General features: G+C 40.6%; 8 protein-coding genes. 5 read left to right on the top strand and 3 right to left on the bottom strand.

Annotated elements, in window-relative coordinates; all coding sequences use genetic code 11:
* Nucleotides 1–30 precede the first annotated feature (30 nt).
* The 3 genes from B3C94_RS00290 (at nt 31) to B3C94_RS00280 (ending at nt 5000) form a co-directional block, all read left to right on the top strand.
* Nucleotides 31–1743: a RagB/SusD family nutrient uptake outer membrane protein gene (locus B3C94_RS00290; protein ID WP_293897305.1), complete on the top strand. Its 1713-nt coding sequence runs from the start codon at nt 31–33 to the stop codon at nt 1741–1743.
* A gap of 127 nt (nt 1744–1870) precedes the next feature.
* A complete protein-coding gene (locus B3C94_RS00285; protein ID WP_293897303.1) occupies nt 1871–2797 on the top strand; it encodes a 2-hydroxyacid dehydrogenase in 927 nt (308 codons plus the stop codon).
* Between the two features lie 151 nt (nt 2798–2948).
* Nucleotides 2949–5000 (top strand): M48 family metallopeptidase, encoded by a 2052-nt coding sequence (locus tag B3C94_RS00280; RefSeq protein ID WP_293897301.1) that lies wholly within the window; start codon nt 2949–2951, stop codon nt 4998–5000.
* A 104-nt stretch (nt 5001–5104) separates the two neighbouring features.
* On the opposite strand, the gene B3C94_RS00275 is transcribed toward B3C94_RS00280, so the two are convergent.
* Entirely contained in the window at nt 5105–5602 is a 498-nt protein-coding gene (locus B3C94_RS00275; protein ID WP_293897299.1) for a DinB family protein, read from the bottom strand.
* A 346-nt stretch (nt 5603–5948) separates the two neighbouring features.
* Here B3C94_RS00275 and B3C94_RS00270 point away from each other — a divergent pair, with 346 nt between their 5' ends.
* A complete protein-coding gene (locus tag B3C94_RS00270; protein WP_293897297.1) occupies nt 5949–6521 on the top strand; it encodes a hypothetical protein in 573 nt (190 codons plus the stop codon).
* Nucleotides 6522–6638: 117 nt separating this feature from the next.
* Nucleotides 6639–12659 carry an alpha-2-macroglobulin family protein gene (locus B3C94_RS00265; protein ID WP_293897295.1) on the top strand — a complete coding sequence of 2007 codons (6021 nt, stop codon included), beginning with the start codon at nt 6639–6641 and terminating at the stop codon, nt 12657–12659.
* Between the two features lie 74 nt (nt 12660–12733).
* On the opposite strand, the gene B3C94_RS00260 is transcribed toward B3C94_RS00265, so the two are convergent.
* Entirely contained in the window at nt 12734–14173 is a 1440-nt protein-coding gene (locus B3C94_RS00260; protein WP_293897293.1) for a TolC family protein, read from the bottom strand.
* Complete coding sequence (locus B3C94_RS00255) at nt 14166–17327, bottom strand: efflux RND transporter permease subunit (protein ID WP_293897291.1); 3162 nt, start codon at nt 17325–17327, stop codon at nt 14166–14168. Before B3C94_RS00255 ends, B3C94_RS00260 begins: the two co-directional genes overlap by 8 nt.
* Nucleotide 17328 lies beyond the last annotated feature (1 nt).

Raw genomic sequence — 17328 nt, 5'->3', positions numbered from 1 at the left:
GCATCATTTTTCAAAATCAATTATATACACATGAAAAAGACGATAAACAATTATAAAACTTTATTTTCCATGCTGGCTTTGTTGTCCGTAGGAGCAAGTTCTTGTGGTAAAGGTTATTTGGACGAAAAACCTTATTCAAGTTACGACGCTACCAATGTTGATCCGACTACGGTTGAGAACAGATTGTTAGGCTTACACTACAATTTTGCGCAGCTCTGGGGATATAGTGGCAGACAAGGATTTCTTTCCTGTTGGCAGATTGGGACAGATATTACCAGCGCTGGATCAACTGAGGGAGTCGAAAATCCTTTTTATCAGTATGCCGATCTGAACTCCGAAAATGGAGGCGTAAGCTTTTTATGGGAAAAATGTTATGCATTTATTAATAATGCAAACCTTGTGATAGATGGCGTGGGGGATAGTAATGCGAAAGCTTCTGCCGAGGCAAGATTTTTTCGCGCTTATGCCTATAATATGCTTGTTACCCTTTGGGGTGATGTGCCTCTGTTGACAAGTTCGATTAAAGTACCTTCATTTAATTATACACGGACCTCGGTCGCAGAAATTGACAAAGTTATAACCGAGGATTTGGATTATGCTATTAAAGAACTTCCTGATCTTGGAAAAGCCAGTGCGCCTAGCCGCATTAACAAAGATATGGCAAGACAGCTTGCTACAGAAGCTTTTTTACGAATAGGTATGCGGGATGCGAGCTATTTGGCACAGGCAGAAGCAATGGCAACGGCTATAATCGATGGCGGTAATTATAAACTGATCGAAGCACGTTACGGAAAATATCTGTCCGAAGGCGGTGATTATTTTAGAGATATGTTTCGGCAGGGTAATATGCGTCGTGGACAGGGAAACACCGAGGCGATCTGGACTTTTGAAGTAGAGCTGAATCGAGAAGTAAATGGTGGTACTATTGATAACCCTCAACAACGTCGGGTATGGCAGCCGGCTTATCACAAATGGGATGGGATGGTTAATGCCGATTCATTGGGTGGAAGAGGAAATGGCCGGTTAAGACTTAGCAATTTTATGAAGTATAAGGTCTGGCAAGGTCTAAAGGGAGATATCAGAAATAGTAATTTCAATATTCGACGTACAACGAATTACAATCGTCCAAACTTTAGTGCAGAAATTGGTGTTGACGTGGATGGATTTCGGGTAGCAAAAGGTGCCGGAATTAAAAATGCTGTCATCAAAACAGGGGATAAAGTTGTCCCTTTCCGAACCGATAGTTTGGAAGTGTGGTATCCTTTTCCAACGAAATGGGGCGGTTATGATCCATTAGACGATTTTGGCTATGCACTGGTAAAAGATTGGCCTGTCATGAGATTTGGAGAAACCTACTTGCTGCGGGCTGAAGCTCGTTTGCGTCAGGGAAATACCGCAGGTGCCGCAGAGGATATCAATAAACTGAGAGACCGCTCATTCAAAGCAGCACGTGTGGAGTCCAGTAATAATCAATTGGGAAAAGTCGCTGCCAGTCAATTAACGATTGATTTTATTCTAGACGAAAGAGCTCGTGAACTGATTTCAGAGGAAAATCGGCGAATGACCTTAGTCAGAATGAATAAATTGAAGGAACGTATTTTACTTAACGGTGATTCCGGTCCAGCAAATAAGATAACGACTGGTTTTCAGGATTATAATGTCTTATTGCCTATTCCACTAACTGAAATTCAGCTGAATAATAAAGACGGAGATAACCTGAAACAAAATCCAGGCTATAAATAGCATCTTTCTTCTTGAATAAGGATGCTATCCGGTAGCTGAATCAACCCAAAAAGACAATGGACTTATTCTAGGATAAGTCCATTGTCTTTTTTAGGATAAATGTTATTTTCGTGTAAACGAACGAAATATGAGTATAGCATTGATACTGAATAGCGGTAGAGCCGAAGAGTGGAAGGCTGAGATCGCCAAACATTTACCTGAAATAAAGATAGAGGTCTATCCTGAGATAGAAAATTATGAGGAAGTCGAATTTGCGCTTTGTTGGAAACCTGAAGCTAACTATTATACCTATTTCCCGAATTTAAAAGTTATCCAGTCTGGAGGCGCAGGCATCGATCATTTGTTCCCCAGCGATATACCCGCACATCTCCATATTTGCAGGATCATAGATCCCATGTTGAAAAGCGATATGTTTGAGCACGTCTTAACTTGTGTGATGCATGCGATGAAGAATTTTTCGGCGTATATAAAGGGACAAGAAAAGAAACATTGGCGTCCCTTGTTATACAAATCAATTGGAGAAACTAAGGTTACTATTTTAGGTTTAGGGGAAATTGGCGGTTATGTGGCAGAACGGTTAGCTCAGTTGGGATTTAACGTAAACGGATGGTCTAGTTCGCCTAAAAATCTACAGAGTGTCAGCTCGTTTACCGGAATGGATGGACTTAGCGCCGCCGTAGAAGACGCAGATTTTGTTGTTAATGTCCTACCTTTGACAGATGCAACAAAAGGAATTTTAAATCATAGCCTATTCAATTTGTGTCGAAAAGAAGCTGTATTAGTTAACGTTGGTCGAGGTGAACATCTCATAGAAAATGATTTACTGGATGCAATTGCCGAGAAAAAAATTGCGGCGGCTTATCTTGATGTATTTCATAAAGAGCCGTTACCGCAAGATCATCCATTTTGGGACTGTCCATCTATTTTTATAACGCCTCATGTGGCTAGCAGAACCAACATAAGATCCTCGGTTGAACAGGTTGTGGATAATTATATAAGGATGAGCGAAGGGCGTTCTTTACTTAATGAAGTTTCTTTAGAAAAGGGATATTAAATAGCCGACTCATCGCCGAACTTCGCTGTTGTTGATCCTTGTGGTTAACAGTTGATCTTTTTTGTTTTTTATCTTTTATAAACCTTTAGGTAAATGAATTTTATTTAATAGATTTATGTTATCTATTAACCCTTTCTTTATTAACAGGTTTATGAAAGTACAAGTCTCTGCAAACTTTAAGAAACATGCGCGTAAAACAATAATATCCATTATTGTCTTCGCAATCACTTATATTATTCTACTTATTCTCGCAATAGGTATTACTGTTGGTTTTACCTTATTAGGTGTATTGATATTTGCATCTAAACCTATGTTTTTAACAGCCGTGTTATGTTTGGGTTTATTCGGTTCGGGACTTACCATATTATTCTTTTTATTGAAATTTGTTTTTGCGTCAACAAAAGTGGAGACGGGTCATCTTACGCAAATATCTGAACGCGACGAGCCTCAATTATTTGCCTTGATCCATGAAGTGGTGAATGAGGTTCATACAAGTTTTCCAAAGAAAGTTTTTCTGTCACATGATGTCAATGCATCTGTGTTTTATGATTCGAATTTCTGGAGTATGTTCCTTCCCATTCGAAAGAATTTACAGATTGGCGTTGGTTTAGTAAATTCGGTCACGCAGCAAGAATTAAAGGCTATTCTTGCCCATGAATTTGGGCATTTCTCGCAGAAGAGCATGAAAGTGGGGAGCTATGTTTACCACGTCAATCAAATTATCTACAACATGCTGTATAAGAACGAATCGCTTGACAATATGTTTGAGAAATGGGGAAATATCAGTGGTTATTCGGCGATCTTTATTAGCCTGTCGGTTTTTATTATTCAACAGATTCAAAATATTCTAAAGCATCTCTATACGTATGTTAATCTCAATTATCTCGCCTTGTCTCGTGAGATGGAGTTTCATGCGGATGAAATTGCTGCAAACGTTGCTGGCTCTCAGGCCTTGGCAGACTCACTGCTGCGGCTAAGCTTTGCAAATCACGCGCTCAATAATGTACTTACTTTCTATGATGGCAAATTTTCGGAAAATATCCGGAGCAGTAATATTTATCCTGAGCACAGGTATGTTATGCTGATGTTTGCCGAGCGAAATAAATACCAAATGCGGGATGGCTTTCCACAGATTGAACTGTCAACGTTAAAAAAATATGATAAATCGAAGCTAAATCTTGAAAATCAATGGTCATCGCATCCATCCGATGAAGATCGGGTAAAGGCATTGCAAAAACTTAATATTGTGAAGCAGGAAATCCGAAATGAACCGGCCATTGAATTGCTTTCCAATGCTGCTGCGGTAGCGCACACAATTTCTGATAAGTTACTCTCAGGTGTACAATATGAACAGAATCCCTCCATGTTAGAAATAGCAGCTTTTAGAGCCGATTTTGAAAGTAAAATGAATAAATATGCTTTCGATCAAAAGTTCAATGATTTCTACGATTACAACCATCCTGTTCTGAAAGAAGGCACTCCACCTTTTGAAAAACCAATCAAGCAATCTTTTGAAGAATTATTTGACGATAGTAAAGTGGATACTTTATATGAACTTAATAGTTTGAAAAATGATCAATATGTCGTTGAATCAATTAGCAAGGGTGAGCTGAAATTAAAAACATTTGACTATGATGGTACGAAATATCAACCCGCAGATGCGGTTGAGTTACTTCAGCGGATTGAACATACTATAGCTGCTACAGAGCAGAAAATTACCGATTATAATCAACAGATCCATGCTTACTTTTTACTGCAGGCCGATTTACAGGGAAAGGGTAAAGAGTTTGAGCAAAAATATAATGACTTTGCCACATTCGATAAAAATTATGGGGAGGGACAGGCACGGTATAATGAGATGGTGGAGAATACTGAGTTTATTTTTCAAACGGTGCCGTTTGCTGCTATTGAAGCGAGGCTGAGCGATCTGAAACGAAGGGAGGACGAATTTAAAAAAGAGCTTGCATCGCTACTAGCACTTCCGGAAAGTCATCAAGGATTGGATGAGAATTTAATTCGATCGTTAGAGAAGTATGTCAACAATGAACTGGTATATTTCCATGTAGACCATTACGATGAGGAGAATCTTCAGATTTTATTTAATGCTATTTCAAGCTATAAAAAATTATTGGATGAAAATCATTTCACGAAGAAAAAGTGCTATTTAGAATTTATGCTTTCGCTTGAAGAAAACAAAGAGTGAATACGCAGGTTTTTCCGGGCGGTGTTATCGCGCATACATATTGTCCAGAATAAAATGAAAACACGACATATAGATGTCGTATTTTCATTCGGGCAGCTCGTCTTTTAGAAATTCTGTGAATCTGCAGAAGGTCCATAACTTGCAGGTAGAGGAATGTCATTGAGTCTATAATAAACACCCAACTGTGCCCTATGGTGTGTAATCTGATTTAACGAATGGCGAATAGCTTCATATTTGCTCCAGCTCGCCAAATCATGGCCATCATTTTTGATGGTCCAGCTTGGGATCAAGTCCTCTTCTGTAGCTCCTTCCAAAGCTGTTTTTCCAGCTTCATAATCTTCATCGAGCTTTTTTAACAGGTCCTCTCTTGTTGATAGACTTGTCGGTACATAACCTCCTTTTGCAAAATCAAGTTCGGAAGTTTTTAAAATGGTACTTGGCCATTCGAAAACTTCGACTAAGTGAGTTGCTAGACGCATCATCTTCATGCTTTTTTCATGTGGGGCATATTCATTCTTGCCTTCAGGAAAAAGTGCGATAAAGTTTTTTGTGATTTGATACTCACTCGCTAACTCTGATTTTAATTGTTGTAACGTGTCCATGTTTTCTACTGTAATGGTTTAAAATTCGATTTGTTATCCTACTAATAGCCTTTGCTCTGGAATTGTTTTTTGTTTGGTATTTCTTTTCCTGCTCAGGTTTAACAAAGATAATACCGGTTAGTGACAGCTATTTGTCAGTAGTTATGGAAGGTTTATTCGTTTATGATCAAAAAAATGGATGCAAGATGGATTCAGTTTCCATCAACTGCCTTGCACTAGACCAGATTGCGCTTATTGAGACAGTTGCAGCAAATAATAAAGCAGGTCGAGCGAATTGTAAATAGTAGAGAACTGAGCCGATAGCCTGTGTATATTTGGTTGATAGTTAACTAAATAATATTGAGATATGAAACATAAAAAGGCAATATTCATCGTCGTTGGACTTGTATTGGTTGCAGCAATTGCTATCGGTATTTGGGCGAACAGCGTATTGGGTGATATGGAAGAGGATCAAACAAAAACAGAACAATTATCTTCCAGAATTTTAGCTGATTTTGGCGATCATACCGCTATCAATAAATATCCAGTTCAATTAGCTGCATTAAATTGGGGAACGAATTGTTTAGTGTTGGAAAATGGCGGTACAGACAATTTAGGGGTAACTTATAAAAGTAAATGGAATGAAGCATTGGGCACAGCTGATAATTATCCTGGCGAGGGTGTAAAAGGTATTGTTATGATCGCTATGGATATGAAGGAAAAAGGGGAATATGTCAACAAGATCGGACAGAAAGATAAAGCTTATCAACGAAACTATATTGTTAGCTATGTCGATCTTGATAAGAAAGTCATTGTTGCCCGTGATACGTTATATGGGGAAGAACCACCTTTGATCAATCGTTCAACTGGTTCTGGCGCCGGCGATTTTCCATCTGATACAGCTGTAATCAATTCGATCAAAGGCCGTTTGAAATTGTGATTTTTTTTCTTTTTTCGATTATGGAATTTTGATATTCTTTGCATCCCTGCATGAAAGTTGAGGTGCTGGGTGAAAGAAATCTAGTGCTTGGCTTTAAGTTAATTTATCTATTTTTAAATGAATTTAGCCAGTATCTTAGTTATGAAATGGAAGTCAATTATTGTTAGTGTTTTAGCTGTTATTTATTCAGTAACTCTTTTTGGACAATCAACGTTGCTCAATAGCCAGCGTGGATCTTCTGAATATTACATTTATAAGTTGAGTCCCGAAATTTTAAGAAAAATTCACCTGGAAGAGGAAAAATTCGATGAAACCATGCTTAACGAACTTTTTCTTAATTATAAAGTGGGCGATCCGCAGCCCACCTTGCCACGAGGTAATTACGTCCGGGTCGTAGCTAGGGGGAGTGAACTCATCTACCAGGAATTGGTTAGTGACGATCTTTATGTCAAAAGTATCCCGACAGAAATGTTTGCCATTTGTTTATACGATTCATTGGGAACGATTATAAATGATGCACGGCTAACAGTGAACGGTCATAAAATGTCATACGATAAGAAACTGCGTTATTATAAGGCATCGAATGCGCGTGATGAAGATATTGTCAGCATTGAGCATAGGGGAGTATATCACTACCTGAGCGTGGAGAGAGGATGGCCATACAGCGAGAAGACTTCGTTCTGGAAAGGACTAAAAAATCACTGGCTCCGAACTAAATTTAGGATCAAAAGAATCTTCCATAAAAAAGAGCGTCGGAATACGGAGAGCTTTATGGTTTTTAGCAAGCCTATGTATAAACCAAATGAGAACGTAAAATTTAAAGCTTACCTTGAGAAAGATCAAGGAAAACCGTATCGGGATTCAGTAGCGGTACGTTTAACAGGTGGTTATGGCTATGCGAAAGACACCGTATTGGCGAAACTGGCTCCTTATCGTCCCGGGATGTACAATTTTGCTTTTGATCTGAAAGGCCTTGGACTTATTCTGGATAGACATTATGGTATCTCATTAGCGTCCACAAAAAGTAAAGAGATTCTTTATCAACAGTATTTTCGTTATGAAGACTATGAACTCAAAAGTCTTACTTTTAGCATGACGTCGCGGAATACGGATTATGCAAAGGGGGACAGCATAAGGCTAAAGCTAAAAGCTGTCAACGAAAATGAAATGCCGATTTATGACGGTAAAGTAGATTTGCGTGTTGTGACAAGTCCGCTTTTTGACCCTAGCATGAAAGCCAATCGGGTAAATTTTATCCCCGATACACTGTGGCAAACTACGGTATCCCTTGCCGATGTGGCCGAAAAAGAGATTGTGTTGCCGGATTCAATTTTTCCGGCAGATATTGGATTATCTTTTCAAGTGATTGGTACTTATCTAAGTTCGGATAATGAAAGACATGAGCGGCGGCTTAATCTTAATGTCTTAAATAGCGAAAAGGAAATTCGTATTGCAGTTCGGGATGGTCAGGCTGAGTTGAAGTATTTTGAAAGGGGGATCGAGAAAGCCAGTGATGCGCAAATTCAGCTATTGGGTGAAAATGATGAGGTACTGAAAACTGAACATTTGAGTTTGCCGCAGGTGATGCCAGTCTCTTGGCAAGCGTCAGAAATCGTCGTTAAGTCGAATGGCTTGACTAAAGTGACTTATTTAAAAGAGGAGCAGCAAGCACAATTGAATTATCGATTTTATCGAACAGTAGATTCTGTCATATTACATGTCAATAATCCTGCTGCGATTCCATTTTGGTATCGGGTCTATAGGGCTAATCGTATGGTCGCTTCGGGGTATGATACCAAATTGAGCCATGAATTTTTAGCGCGAGGAAAAGAAGGATACAGTCTGGAGCTCAGCTATCTTTTTGGAGGGCGTTCGAAAGTTATTCGTGAAGAACTACCTTTCATAGAGAAAAATTTAAACTTAGCCGTCAATACAGCAACGACCGTATATCCTGGACAAAAGACTCCTGTGGAGCTTTCCGTTACCGATAAAAACGGTAAACCATTGAAAGATGTCGATATCACAGCATATGGTTTTACATCCAAGTTTAAATCGGCTAATGCACCCAATATTCCTATTGGTGGGCTAATGCGGAGTGCAAAGGTGGTACAAAATCTCAATTTTGAGCTGGACGACGATAGTAAATCTCATCAGAGCGCTTTTCAAAATTGGGCGAAATGGTCGAAAGTAATGCAATTGGACACGATGGCTTTTTATCGGTTTTTGTTTCCGAAAGATTATTATCAGGAGTCTTTGCCTCTTAATGATGTCAGAAGCCAGATATCACCCTATATTGTTGTCAATGGTGCGGTTCAAGGGGTACATTTAGTATGGGTAGATGGTGTGTTGACTTACGCAAAGCAAGGCCAGCAAAATGAAAATAATATTTTTGAGGTTTATCCCGGACAGCACGATTTTCGATTTAGGACAAAGGACAGAGATATTCATGTGCGTGGGTATTTTGTGGAGAAAGGAAAAAAAATAATTGTTTCTTTTAATGCATCACAGGATACCATAAGTTTTATTTATGCAGATAAAACCCTCAGGAAGGGACAGATTTTGACTCGTGTGTTGCCTAAAAAAGAGGTTGGAAAGCTCTACGATACAGAAGTGGCTGAGTTGAATCGTCAGTTAATTTCGGTAACGAATAATTTTGGTGCATGGCAGCTGCCAAATAACGGTGCACTGGTTGAATTGCCGGCCTATATACAGACAGCCGGAGATCTTTATTACTTAAATCCGGTGAAAAGATCAACTTACGATAGTCGATTACGGACACAGGTTCCTGTCCCCGTATTGGTGGGACCATTTCCTCGGACAGAAATGTATAATGGAGTATCTAAAATAGCGACTTTAACGGTTGATACTACAAAAATTGGACGATTTGAGATTGAAGGCGGTTATCAGTACACGCTTTATAAAAATTATCAAAAGCAGAAAAGTTGGGACGCTAATTTTATTCGGCAGGATCTGTATGATTTTATACCGAATTTAGATTTTAATGCGAAAGTGTTGTCATTGACGGATATCAAAGAAAATGTGGAGAGTAAATTTAGGGAAGCAATGCAAAATAGCAGCGGGACGGCCCAATTTGCCACAGTCAAAAAAGAGTTAAAAGCTCCGGTATTTAAACTAAGCGTAAACTTAGGCAAAGATATCGCTGGTCAAGCCATTCTTCCCACATTGATCTTTATTGAACCGACCAAAGCGGAAGATAGAATGTATTTCCGTTTGTTTTATGGTGGGCAACGTAATTTCGGCGATCTTCCTGTCGACGATGTTATTTTACATATTGTAGAAAATGATTCGACTGCCTTTAGTTTACCTATGAAGCTAAAAGCAAATGGGATGAATTACCTTAGACTGGACTCCATCCAGTGGAACATAACATCGAATGCAGCGAGATTAGCTTACAAACTAGTGCGGGATGAAATTATTGTACGTACGGTTGATAATCCATTGCGGGATTCTGTTCAGCATGAGCAGGAGCTGGCTCTGCGTGTCAAAAAAATAGACAAAGTCGATTTTAGGACGAAAAGAAGGGATGATGGGCACACCAGACTTTTGATTTATGATGGTGATACACCATTAATCGGAGCTAAAATTGTTGATCTGAGTTCGAAAAAACAGTATTTCGCTAGTTTTGACGGCAGTGTAGAATTTGAGCTATCTGGCGATAGAAACACAAGGTTGGAAATAGCTGCTTTGGGATATAATACAGCAACGATCGAGGTTTCAAGAGGAAATGATTATTTCGTGGAATTAAAGCCTTCCGAAAACCAATTGGATGAGGTTGTTGTCGTAGGTTATGGGGTACAGCGAAAGAAATCGTTGACTCTCTCAACGAAATCTATCAGTGCTAATATGGACATGGGAACAGTATCCCTGTTGCAGGGAGCAGTTCCAGGAGTTACTATCCGGGGAGCTGTTAGCACAACCGCGAATGCAAAACCTCTGATTTTAGTGGATGGAGTTCCCTTTGAAGGGGATATCACGAGCTTAGATCCATCTTCCATTGCATCAATAAATACAATAAAAGATCAATCCATGCTCTCCTTGTACGGATCGCGGGCTGCCAATGGAGTGATTATGATACAGACCAAATCAGGAACTTCTGTTGGGGCAAAAGGTGCAGTTGAGATGCCCTATTTAGAAGCTGGAAATACCATGCGTGTAAACTTTCACGACGATGCTTTTTGGCAACCTAAACTGACGACTGATGCTGAGGGGAAAGCTAGTTTTGAAGCGACCTATCCGGATGATATTACCAATTGGCGGACGTTTTTTATAGCCAAGGGAGCGAAAAATTTTGCAGACACCAAGGAATTAAGCATTAAATCTTTTAAGGCTGTTTCGGCACATCTGGCAACGCCACGCTTTGCTGTCCGTGGCGATCAATTTACGGCTATGGGACGCATTGTCAACTACCTAGGCGATAGTTTGCAAGTCGCACGAACCATAAACAATGGATTGGCGTCGCAAGAAGCGTCTTTGAGAATCGCTAAATCATATCGGGACCCGATAGCGGTGCTAGCCAATCAGGGGGACAGCCTTCAGCTTTCCTATTCGATAGGTCTTTCCAATGGGTATTTTGATGGTGAAAAACGGAGTATTCCGATCTTTGAAAAAGGACTTGAACAACATGAAGGTGATTTTAAAGTACTCAATAGTACAGCCGAATACCTGTTAAAAACTTCACCGGCATTAGGCGAAATTACGGTGCATGCCGAGGCAAGTTCACTCGAATTTTTACAACGTGAAATAGAATCCATCGATCGTTATAAATATCTCTGTAATGAACAGATGGCTTCTAAATTGAGTGCCCTCCTTTCAAAGAAAGAGCTGGCCAAATTAGTTGGGAAACCTTTTGAAGAAGATAAAAAGATCATCAGTCTTTTAAAAGAACTTCAAAAGAACAAAAATACTGCCCAAGGCTGGGGATGGTGGGATAAGAGTGAAACGGTGTCGTGGATTAGTAACTATGTTATAAGCGTACTGCTTGATGCCGAGGAGGCAGGTTACCAGGTGGTGCTCGATAAAGCATACTATACCGAACGTGAACAGGCACTACTAAAAAATAGCCTTGCTTCTTTAGATCTTCTGTTGGATAAAGATAAACTTCAAACGGCTAAAGAGAATCTGTTTGGCTCCCTTGTTTTCTTAAACCGTTTGGATCCGAAGGCCGATTATAGACATTATTTCAATGAAATTGATGCCAAGCTGAAGAGCAAATCTACTAAGGATAAATTGCTGCGGTATCTTTTGATTTCTAAACTTGGAATTGCTGATGTACATGCTGCTGACAGTGTGCTGAAATACGCTTCAAAAACAATTTTAGGCGGATTGTATTGGACCTCGGGTGTCATCGCAGAAAAAGAAGTGTTATTTCCACGTCCTACAGAAACGAATACAGAAAATACATTACTGGCTTATAGTGTTCTAAAATCAATCGGAGGACATGAAGCGGATCTGGAGAACATTCGCAATTACTTCTTTGCGCAGCGTCAAAACAATCGTTGGAGCAACATTTATGAATCTTCCCGTATTATACGGCGTATTTTACCCGATTTGTTGAAAGCTGGAGAATCTTTCCAGCAACCTGTGATGGTCATCAATGGCAAACGGATTACTAAATTTCCATACACACAGACTTTTACGTCCGATGAACAAATTAAGGTAAGGAAAGAAGGGACGGGGCCAGCTTTTGTGACGGCTTATCAAAATTTTTGGAATCCCAATCCAGCTGTAGAAAAAGAAAAGGGACTTGTCGTTGAAACTCGATTCAAAGAGAATGGAGCTACAGCAGCAACACTGAAAGAAGGAAAACCAGTAAAACTTGAAGCAGCGGTAACATTGACTGGTGAAGCTGAGTACGTACAGATAGAAGTCCCTATCCCGGCAGGCTGTTCTTATGAGAGCAAATCAAATGGATACTTTAGGATGGAGGCACACCGTGAACATTTCAAAGATCGTGTTGTCATTTTCTGCAATAAATTAGGAAAAGGTACGCATACCTTTGAAATAGAACTCTTACCTCGATTTACAGGGACCTATACGGTCAATCCAGCAAAAGCTGAATTGATGTATTTTCCAATATTCTATGGAAATGAGAAAATTAAAGAGATTGTTGTGGAATAGGTATATTGTTAAAATAAAAAGGGACTTATCACATGATAAGTCCCCAACATATAAAAACTAAAATTAAAAGCGTACTACTGATGGTCCCATCCACCGCCTAGCGATCGGTATATCGCTACACTTGCTTTGAGTTGGTTGACTTTCTTTTCAACAAGCTCAAATTTGGACTCCAATGCATCACGTTGCGTTAACAGAACTTCCATATAATCGGCACGTGCATATTTAAATAGATCATTAGAAATACCAATAGATTCATTTAATGCATCCACTTCTTTGGTCTTAATATCCAGACCATTTTCCAGATTTTTAATTTTGGAGAGCTGGTTTGCCACTTCTATATATGCCCCCAGTATCGTTTGCTCATAATGGTAGACAGCTTGTACTTGTCGTGCGTTGGCGTTATAATAAGCCGCTTTGATTGCTCGTTTATTGATCAGGGGTGCAGTGAGTTCTCCAACGAGCGAAGACAGAAATGATTCCGGCTTAATGAGGTAAGTTGGATCAAAGGCTTGAAACCCTACACCAGCAGCAATATCTAGTGAGGGGTAAAAGCGGGCCTTAGCCGATTTTATGTCCAGCTTGGAAGCTGCGAGTTCATACTCCGCCTGTTTAATATCGGGTCTGTTTTCTAATAGCTCCGAGGGAATACCTGTGTAGACGGTTTGAGGAACAAGCTTGTCAAAGGAGGCTTGGTCTCTTTGAACCGGCTGCGGGAACCTACCTACGAGGTAATTGATTTTATTTTCTGTCTCCGTGATTTTCTGCTTAATATCATATTGCATACCTTGTGTTTTCAAAATCTGCGCTTCGAATCTTTTGACTGCTAGCTTATTGGAACGCGCATTTTTTTTCAGGTCATTCACAACAACCAAGGCATCATTTTGAATCTTTACATTTTCATTGATGACCAGCAGTTCATTGTCTAGTGCCAGCAGTTCATAATAAGAATCCGCTATTTCGGAGATCAGGTGTGTTACCATGAAATTTTTACCTTCCACGCTGGCTAAATATCGCTGCAGTTGAGCCTTAGTGGCGTTGTGCAGTTTACCCCAGATATCTGTTTCCCATTGTGCTTGTAGACCAACGCCAAAATCAAATAAGGGTTCAGGCATTTCCCGTCCAGGTTCGATCTCGGTATTCTTTTCCATTGCTCCAATATTGGTGTATCGGCTCACTTTATCGACACCAGCACCAACCTTTACACCTACGGAAGGTAAATATTCACCTTTCTTGGCATTGACCTCATTTTTGGCAATTTCAATTTCTTGAAGGATAATATGAAGCTCCTGATTATTGGCCAAGGCCTGGCCTATCAATGTCTGTAAGTTAGGATCATTGAAATAGTTGTTCCATTTTATTTTTCCTGTATTTGCTGTGTCGCTGTCAGCATAGCCATATTTTTCGGGTACGGCTCTATTTTCAGTACGCTGTTTTATTTCTAAGGGTTTGCAGGATGCCAAACTAAGTAAGAAAAGTGCGAAACCTGTATAGTGATATAATCTATTCTTATTCATAATGTATCATGTCTTCGCTTAAAGGTGAGTCGTCTTCGGCCTGGATCATTTTTCTTCCATCGGCCAATTTTGCAAAAATGTAATAGAGTCCCGGAATGACGATAACGCCAAAAATTGTTCCGACCAGCATACCGCCCAAAGCAGAGGCACCTATGGTATGGTTTCCGATCGCACCTGCACCGCTAGCAAAAACGAGGGGTACAAGTCCCGCTATAAAGGCAAAGGAAGTCATCAAAATCGGTCTGAAACGAGCCCTTGAGCCCTCGATTGCGGCCTCTAATATGCTATCTCCAGCCTGGCGCCGCTTAACCGCAAATTCTACAATAAGCACCGCATTTTTACCAAGTAAGCCAATAATCATAATCAAACCTACTTGTGCATAGATGTCATTTTCAAGGCCCATTGCTTTTAATAAGAAAAATGATCCGAATACACCGACAGGTAGCGAGAGGAGTACTGCAAATGGAATGATAAAACTTTCGTATTGTGCAGCGAGCACGAGATATACGAATACCAATACGACTAAGAAAACGTAAATGGCTTCATTCCCGCGTTGAGCCTCATCATAAGAAAGGCCTTCCCATGCGACTTTATAGCCATGCGGTAAGGTTTTGAGCGCTGTTTCATTGATCGCTTGGATGGCATCTGCTGTTGTATAGCCATTTGCCGGAAGACCACGGATGGCAGCCGAGTTATACATGTTGTAGCGTGTAATCTCATTTGGTCCCTGTGTTTTTTTCAAACTCATAAAGGCTGAATAAGGAACCATCTGATCGTGGTCGTTTTTGACATAGAGATTCATGATATCGGAAGGCAATCTTCTAAATTCAGGCGATGATTGTACATATACCTTAAAGAACTGCCCAAAGCGGATGAAGCCTTGTTCGTAAGTACTGCCGATGAGGATGTTGAGGTTGTCCATCGCTTTGCCAATGGAAACTCCTTTTTGCATGGCAGCATTATTGTCAAATACCAACTCATATTGCGGGTAATTGGCCGCGAAGAAGGTGAAGACTCCGGTTAGTTCCTTGCGTTTCTTGAGATTAGCAATAAAAGCTTTATTGACCTTATCAAAGTCCTGGTAGTCCGTCGTTCTATTGAGGTCCAACAAGCGCATGGAGAAACCACCAGAGGATCCAAATCCGGGAACAGCAGGTGGTTCAAAGAACTCAACCGTAGCACCTAGGTTTTTTGATTTTTCTTCAAGTTCTTCCATGATTTCTTTAACAGAGTGCTCTCGCTCACCCCAGGTCTTTAGGTTGATAAGGCATGTCCCTGCATTTGAACCTCGGCCTTCAGTCATGATTTCATAGCCAGCCAACGAAGAGACAGATTCTACACCATCTACGCCCTGACAGATCTTCTGAAGTTCCCGAGAGAGTTTATTGGTCTGTTCCAAGGTGGATCCCGGAGGAGTCTGGATGATGGCATATATTGTTCCCTGGTCTTCACTTGGAATGAAACCTCCGGGAAGTGTTTTATTGATCACAAAAATCCCCGCACAGAAAGCTATTAAGATGCTCCATGTGATCACTCTGCGGCTCGCGATTTTTCGAAGGAAGCTGGCATATTTACCTGTTATCTTATCGAAAGTATTGTTGAAAAGATCGAGTGATCTGGTGAATATATTTGATTTTTTGGGTTTTCCATGGTTGTTCTTAAGTAACATTGCTGCAAGCACGGGCGTGAGCGTAAGCGCTACTATAGCAGAAATTACAATGGAACTCGCCATGGTAATCGAAAATTGACGATAAAATGTTCCAACGGGTCCCGTCATAAAGGAAATAGGGATAAATACAGCTACCATAACCGCGGTAATAGCGATAATAGCACCTGCAATTTCGGCCATTACTTCCTTCACTGCGTTATAGGGGGATATTGCACTTTCTTCCATCTTAGCATGTACGGCTTCAATCACGACAATGGCATTGTCTACCACAATCCCGATAGCGAGGACCAATGCAAAGAGTGTGACCAGGTTGATCGACATACCGAACCATTGGATGACAAAGAATGTACCGATTAGGGATACGGGAACGGCAATGATGGGGATTAATGTTGAACGCCAGTCGCCAAGGAAAATAAAAACGACAATGGCAACCAGGATAAAGGCATCCCGTAAGGTGTGCATCACCTGTTCGATTGATGCATCCAAGAATTGGGATACGTCATAGCTGATTTTGTAGTCTATGCCGGGAGGGAAGTTGCCTTTCATTTCAGCTAGTTTTGCTTTTACATCTTTGATGACGTCATTTGCATTACTGCCGTAGTTTTGTTTTAAGACAATAGATGCCGAAGGGTGTCCGTCCAAGTTGGAGTATATATCAAAAAACTCACTGCCCAGTTCGATTTTGGCAACGTCTTTCAGCTTAATGTTTTCTCCATCAGCATTTGCGCGGATGATTATGTTTTCGTACTCCTCCGGTTTGTTATATTGCCCTTTATAGGTTAGCACATATTCAAGTGATTGTGCGGCGATACCTGAACTCTGTCCCAAACGTCCAGGCCGGCCGATAATGCTCTGCTCGCTTATCGCTTTCATCACTTCATCAACAGATAGGCTGTATGCACGCATGCGGTCAGGATTCAGCCAGACGCGCATGGCATATCTCCGGCTACCTAAGATTTGCGATTTGGCGATTCCATGGATACGATTGATTTCGGGAATGATGTTTACTGTAGCATAATTGTACAGAAACTTCTCATCCATGCTTTTATTGGTGCTGTAAAGGTTGACATACATCAGCATACTGGGCTGAATGGGATTTACAACGACCCCTTCTTTTTGTACGAGCTCGGGTAAGAGGGGCATAACCTGATCTACTCTGGTCTTCACCAGTACGACGGCATCGTTGGGGTCAGTTCCGGGATCAAAGATAACGTTGACGGTTGCCTCACCGGCACTGGTTGCATCTGTCGCTATATAGCGCATGCCCTGGACGCCATTGATCGCATTTTCTAACGTAATTAGGGAGGATTTGACGAGCACGTCAGCACTTGCTCCCGGATAGGCAATGGAAACTGCAACAGTCGTTGGTGCAATTTTTGGAAATTGTTCGGTCGGAAGCTGTTTTATCGCTAGGCCGCCGATAAATAGGATGACAACCGATATGACAATAGCAAATACCGGTCGATGTATTACTTTTTTAAACATA

Source organism: Sphingobacterium sp. UBA5670, assembly GCF_002420705.1.
Classification (GTDB): Bacteria; Bacteroidota; Bacteroidia; order Sphingobacteriales; family Sphingobacteriaceae; genus Sphingobacterium.
This window is presented reverse-complemented; position numbering and strand designations above follow the sequence as displayed.

Excerpts from the sequence above, each read along its gene's own strand:
- B3C94_RS00275 (WP_293897299.1), bottom strand. The coding sequence starts at position 5,602 with ATGGACACGTTACAACAATTAAAATCAGAGTTAGCGAGTGAGTATCAA.
- B3C94_RS00285 (WP_293897303.1), top strand. The coding sequence starts at position 1,871 with ATGAGTATAGCATTGATACTGAATAGCGGTAGAGCCGAAGAGTGGAAG.
- B3C94_RS00270 (WP_293897297.1), top strand. The coding sequence starts at position 5,949 with ATGAAACATAAAAAGGCAATATTCATCGTCGTTGGACTTGTATTGGTT.
- B3C94_RS00255 (WP_293897291.1), bottom strand. The coding sequence starts at position 17,327 with ATGTTTAAAAAAGTAATACATCGACCGGTATTTGCTATTGTCATATCG.
- B3C94_RS00265 (WP_293897295.1), top strand. The coding sequence starts at position 6,639 with ATGAATTTAGCCAGTATCTTAGTTATGAAATGGAAGTCAATTATTGTT.
- B3C94_RS00290 (WP_293897305.1), top strand. The coding sequence starts at position 31 with ATGAAAAAGACGATAAACAATTATAAAACTTTATTTTCCATGCTGGCT.
- B3C94_RS00260 (WP_293897293.1), bottom strand. The coding sequence starts at position 14,173 with ATGAATAAGAATAGATTATATCACTATACAGGTTTCGCACTTTTCTTA.
- B3C94_RS00280 (WP_293897301.1), top strand. The coding sequence starts at position 2,949 with ATGAAAGTACAAGTCTCTGCAAACTTTAAGAAACATGCGCGTAAAACA.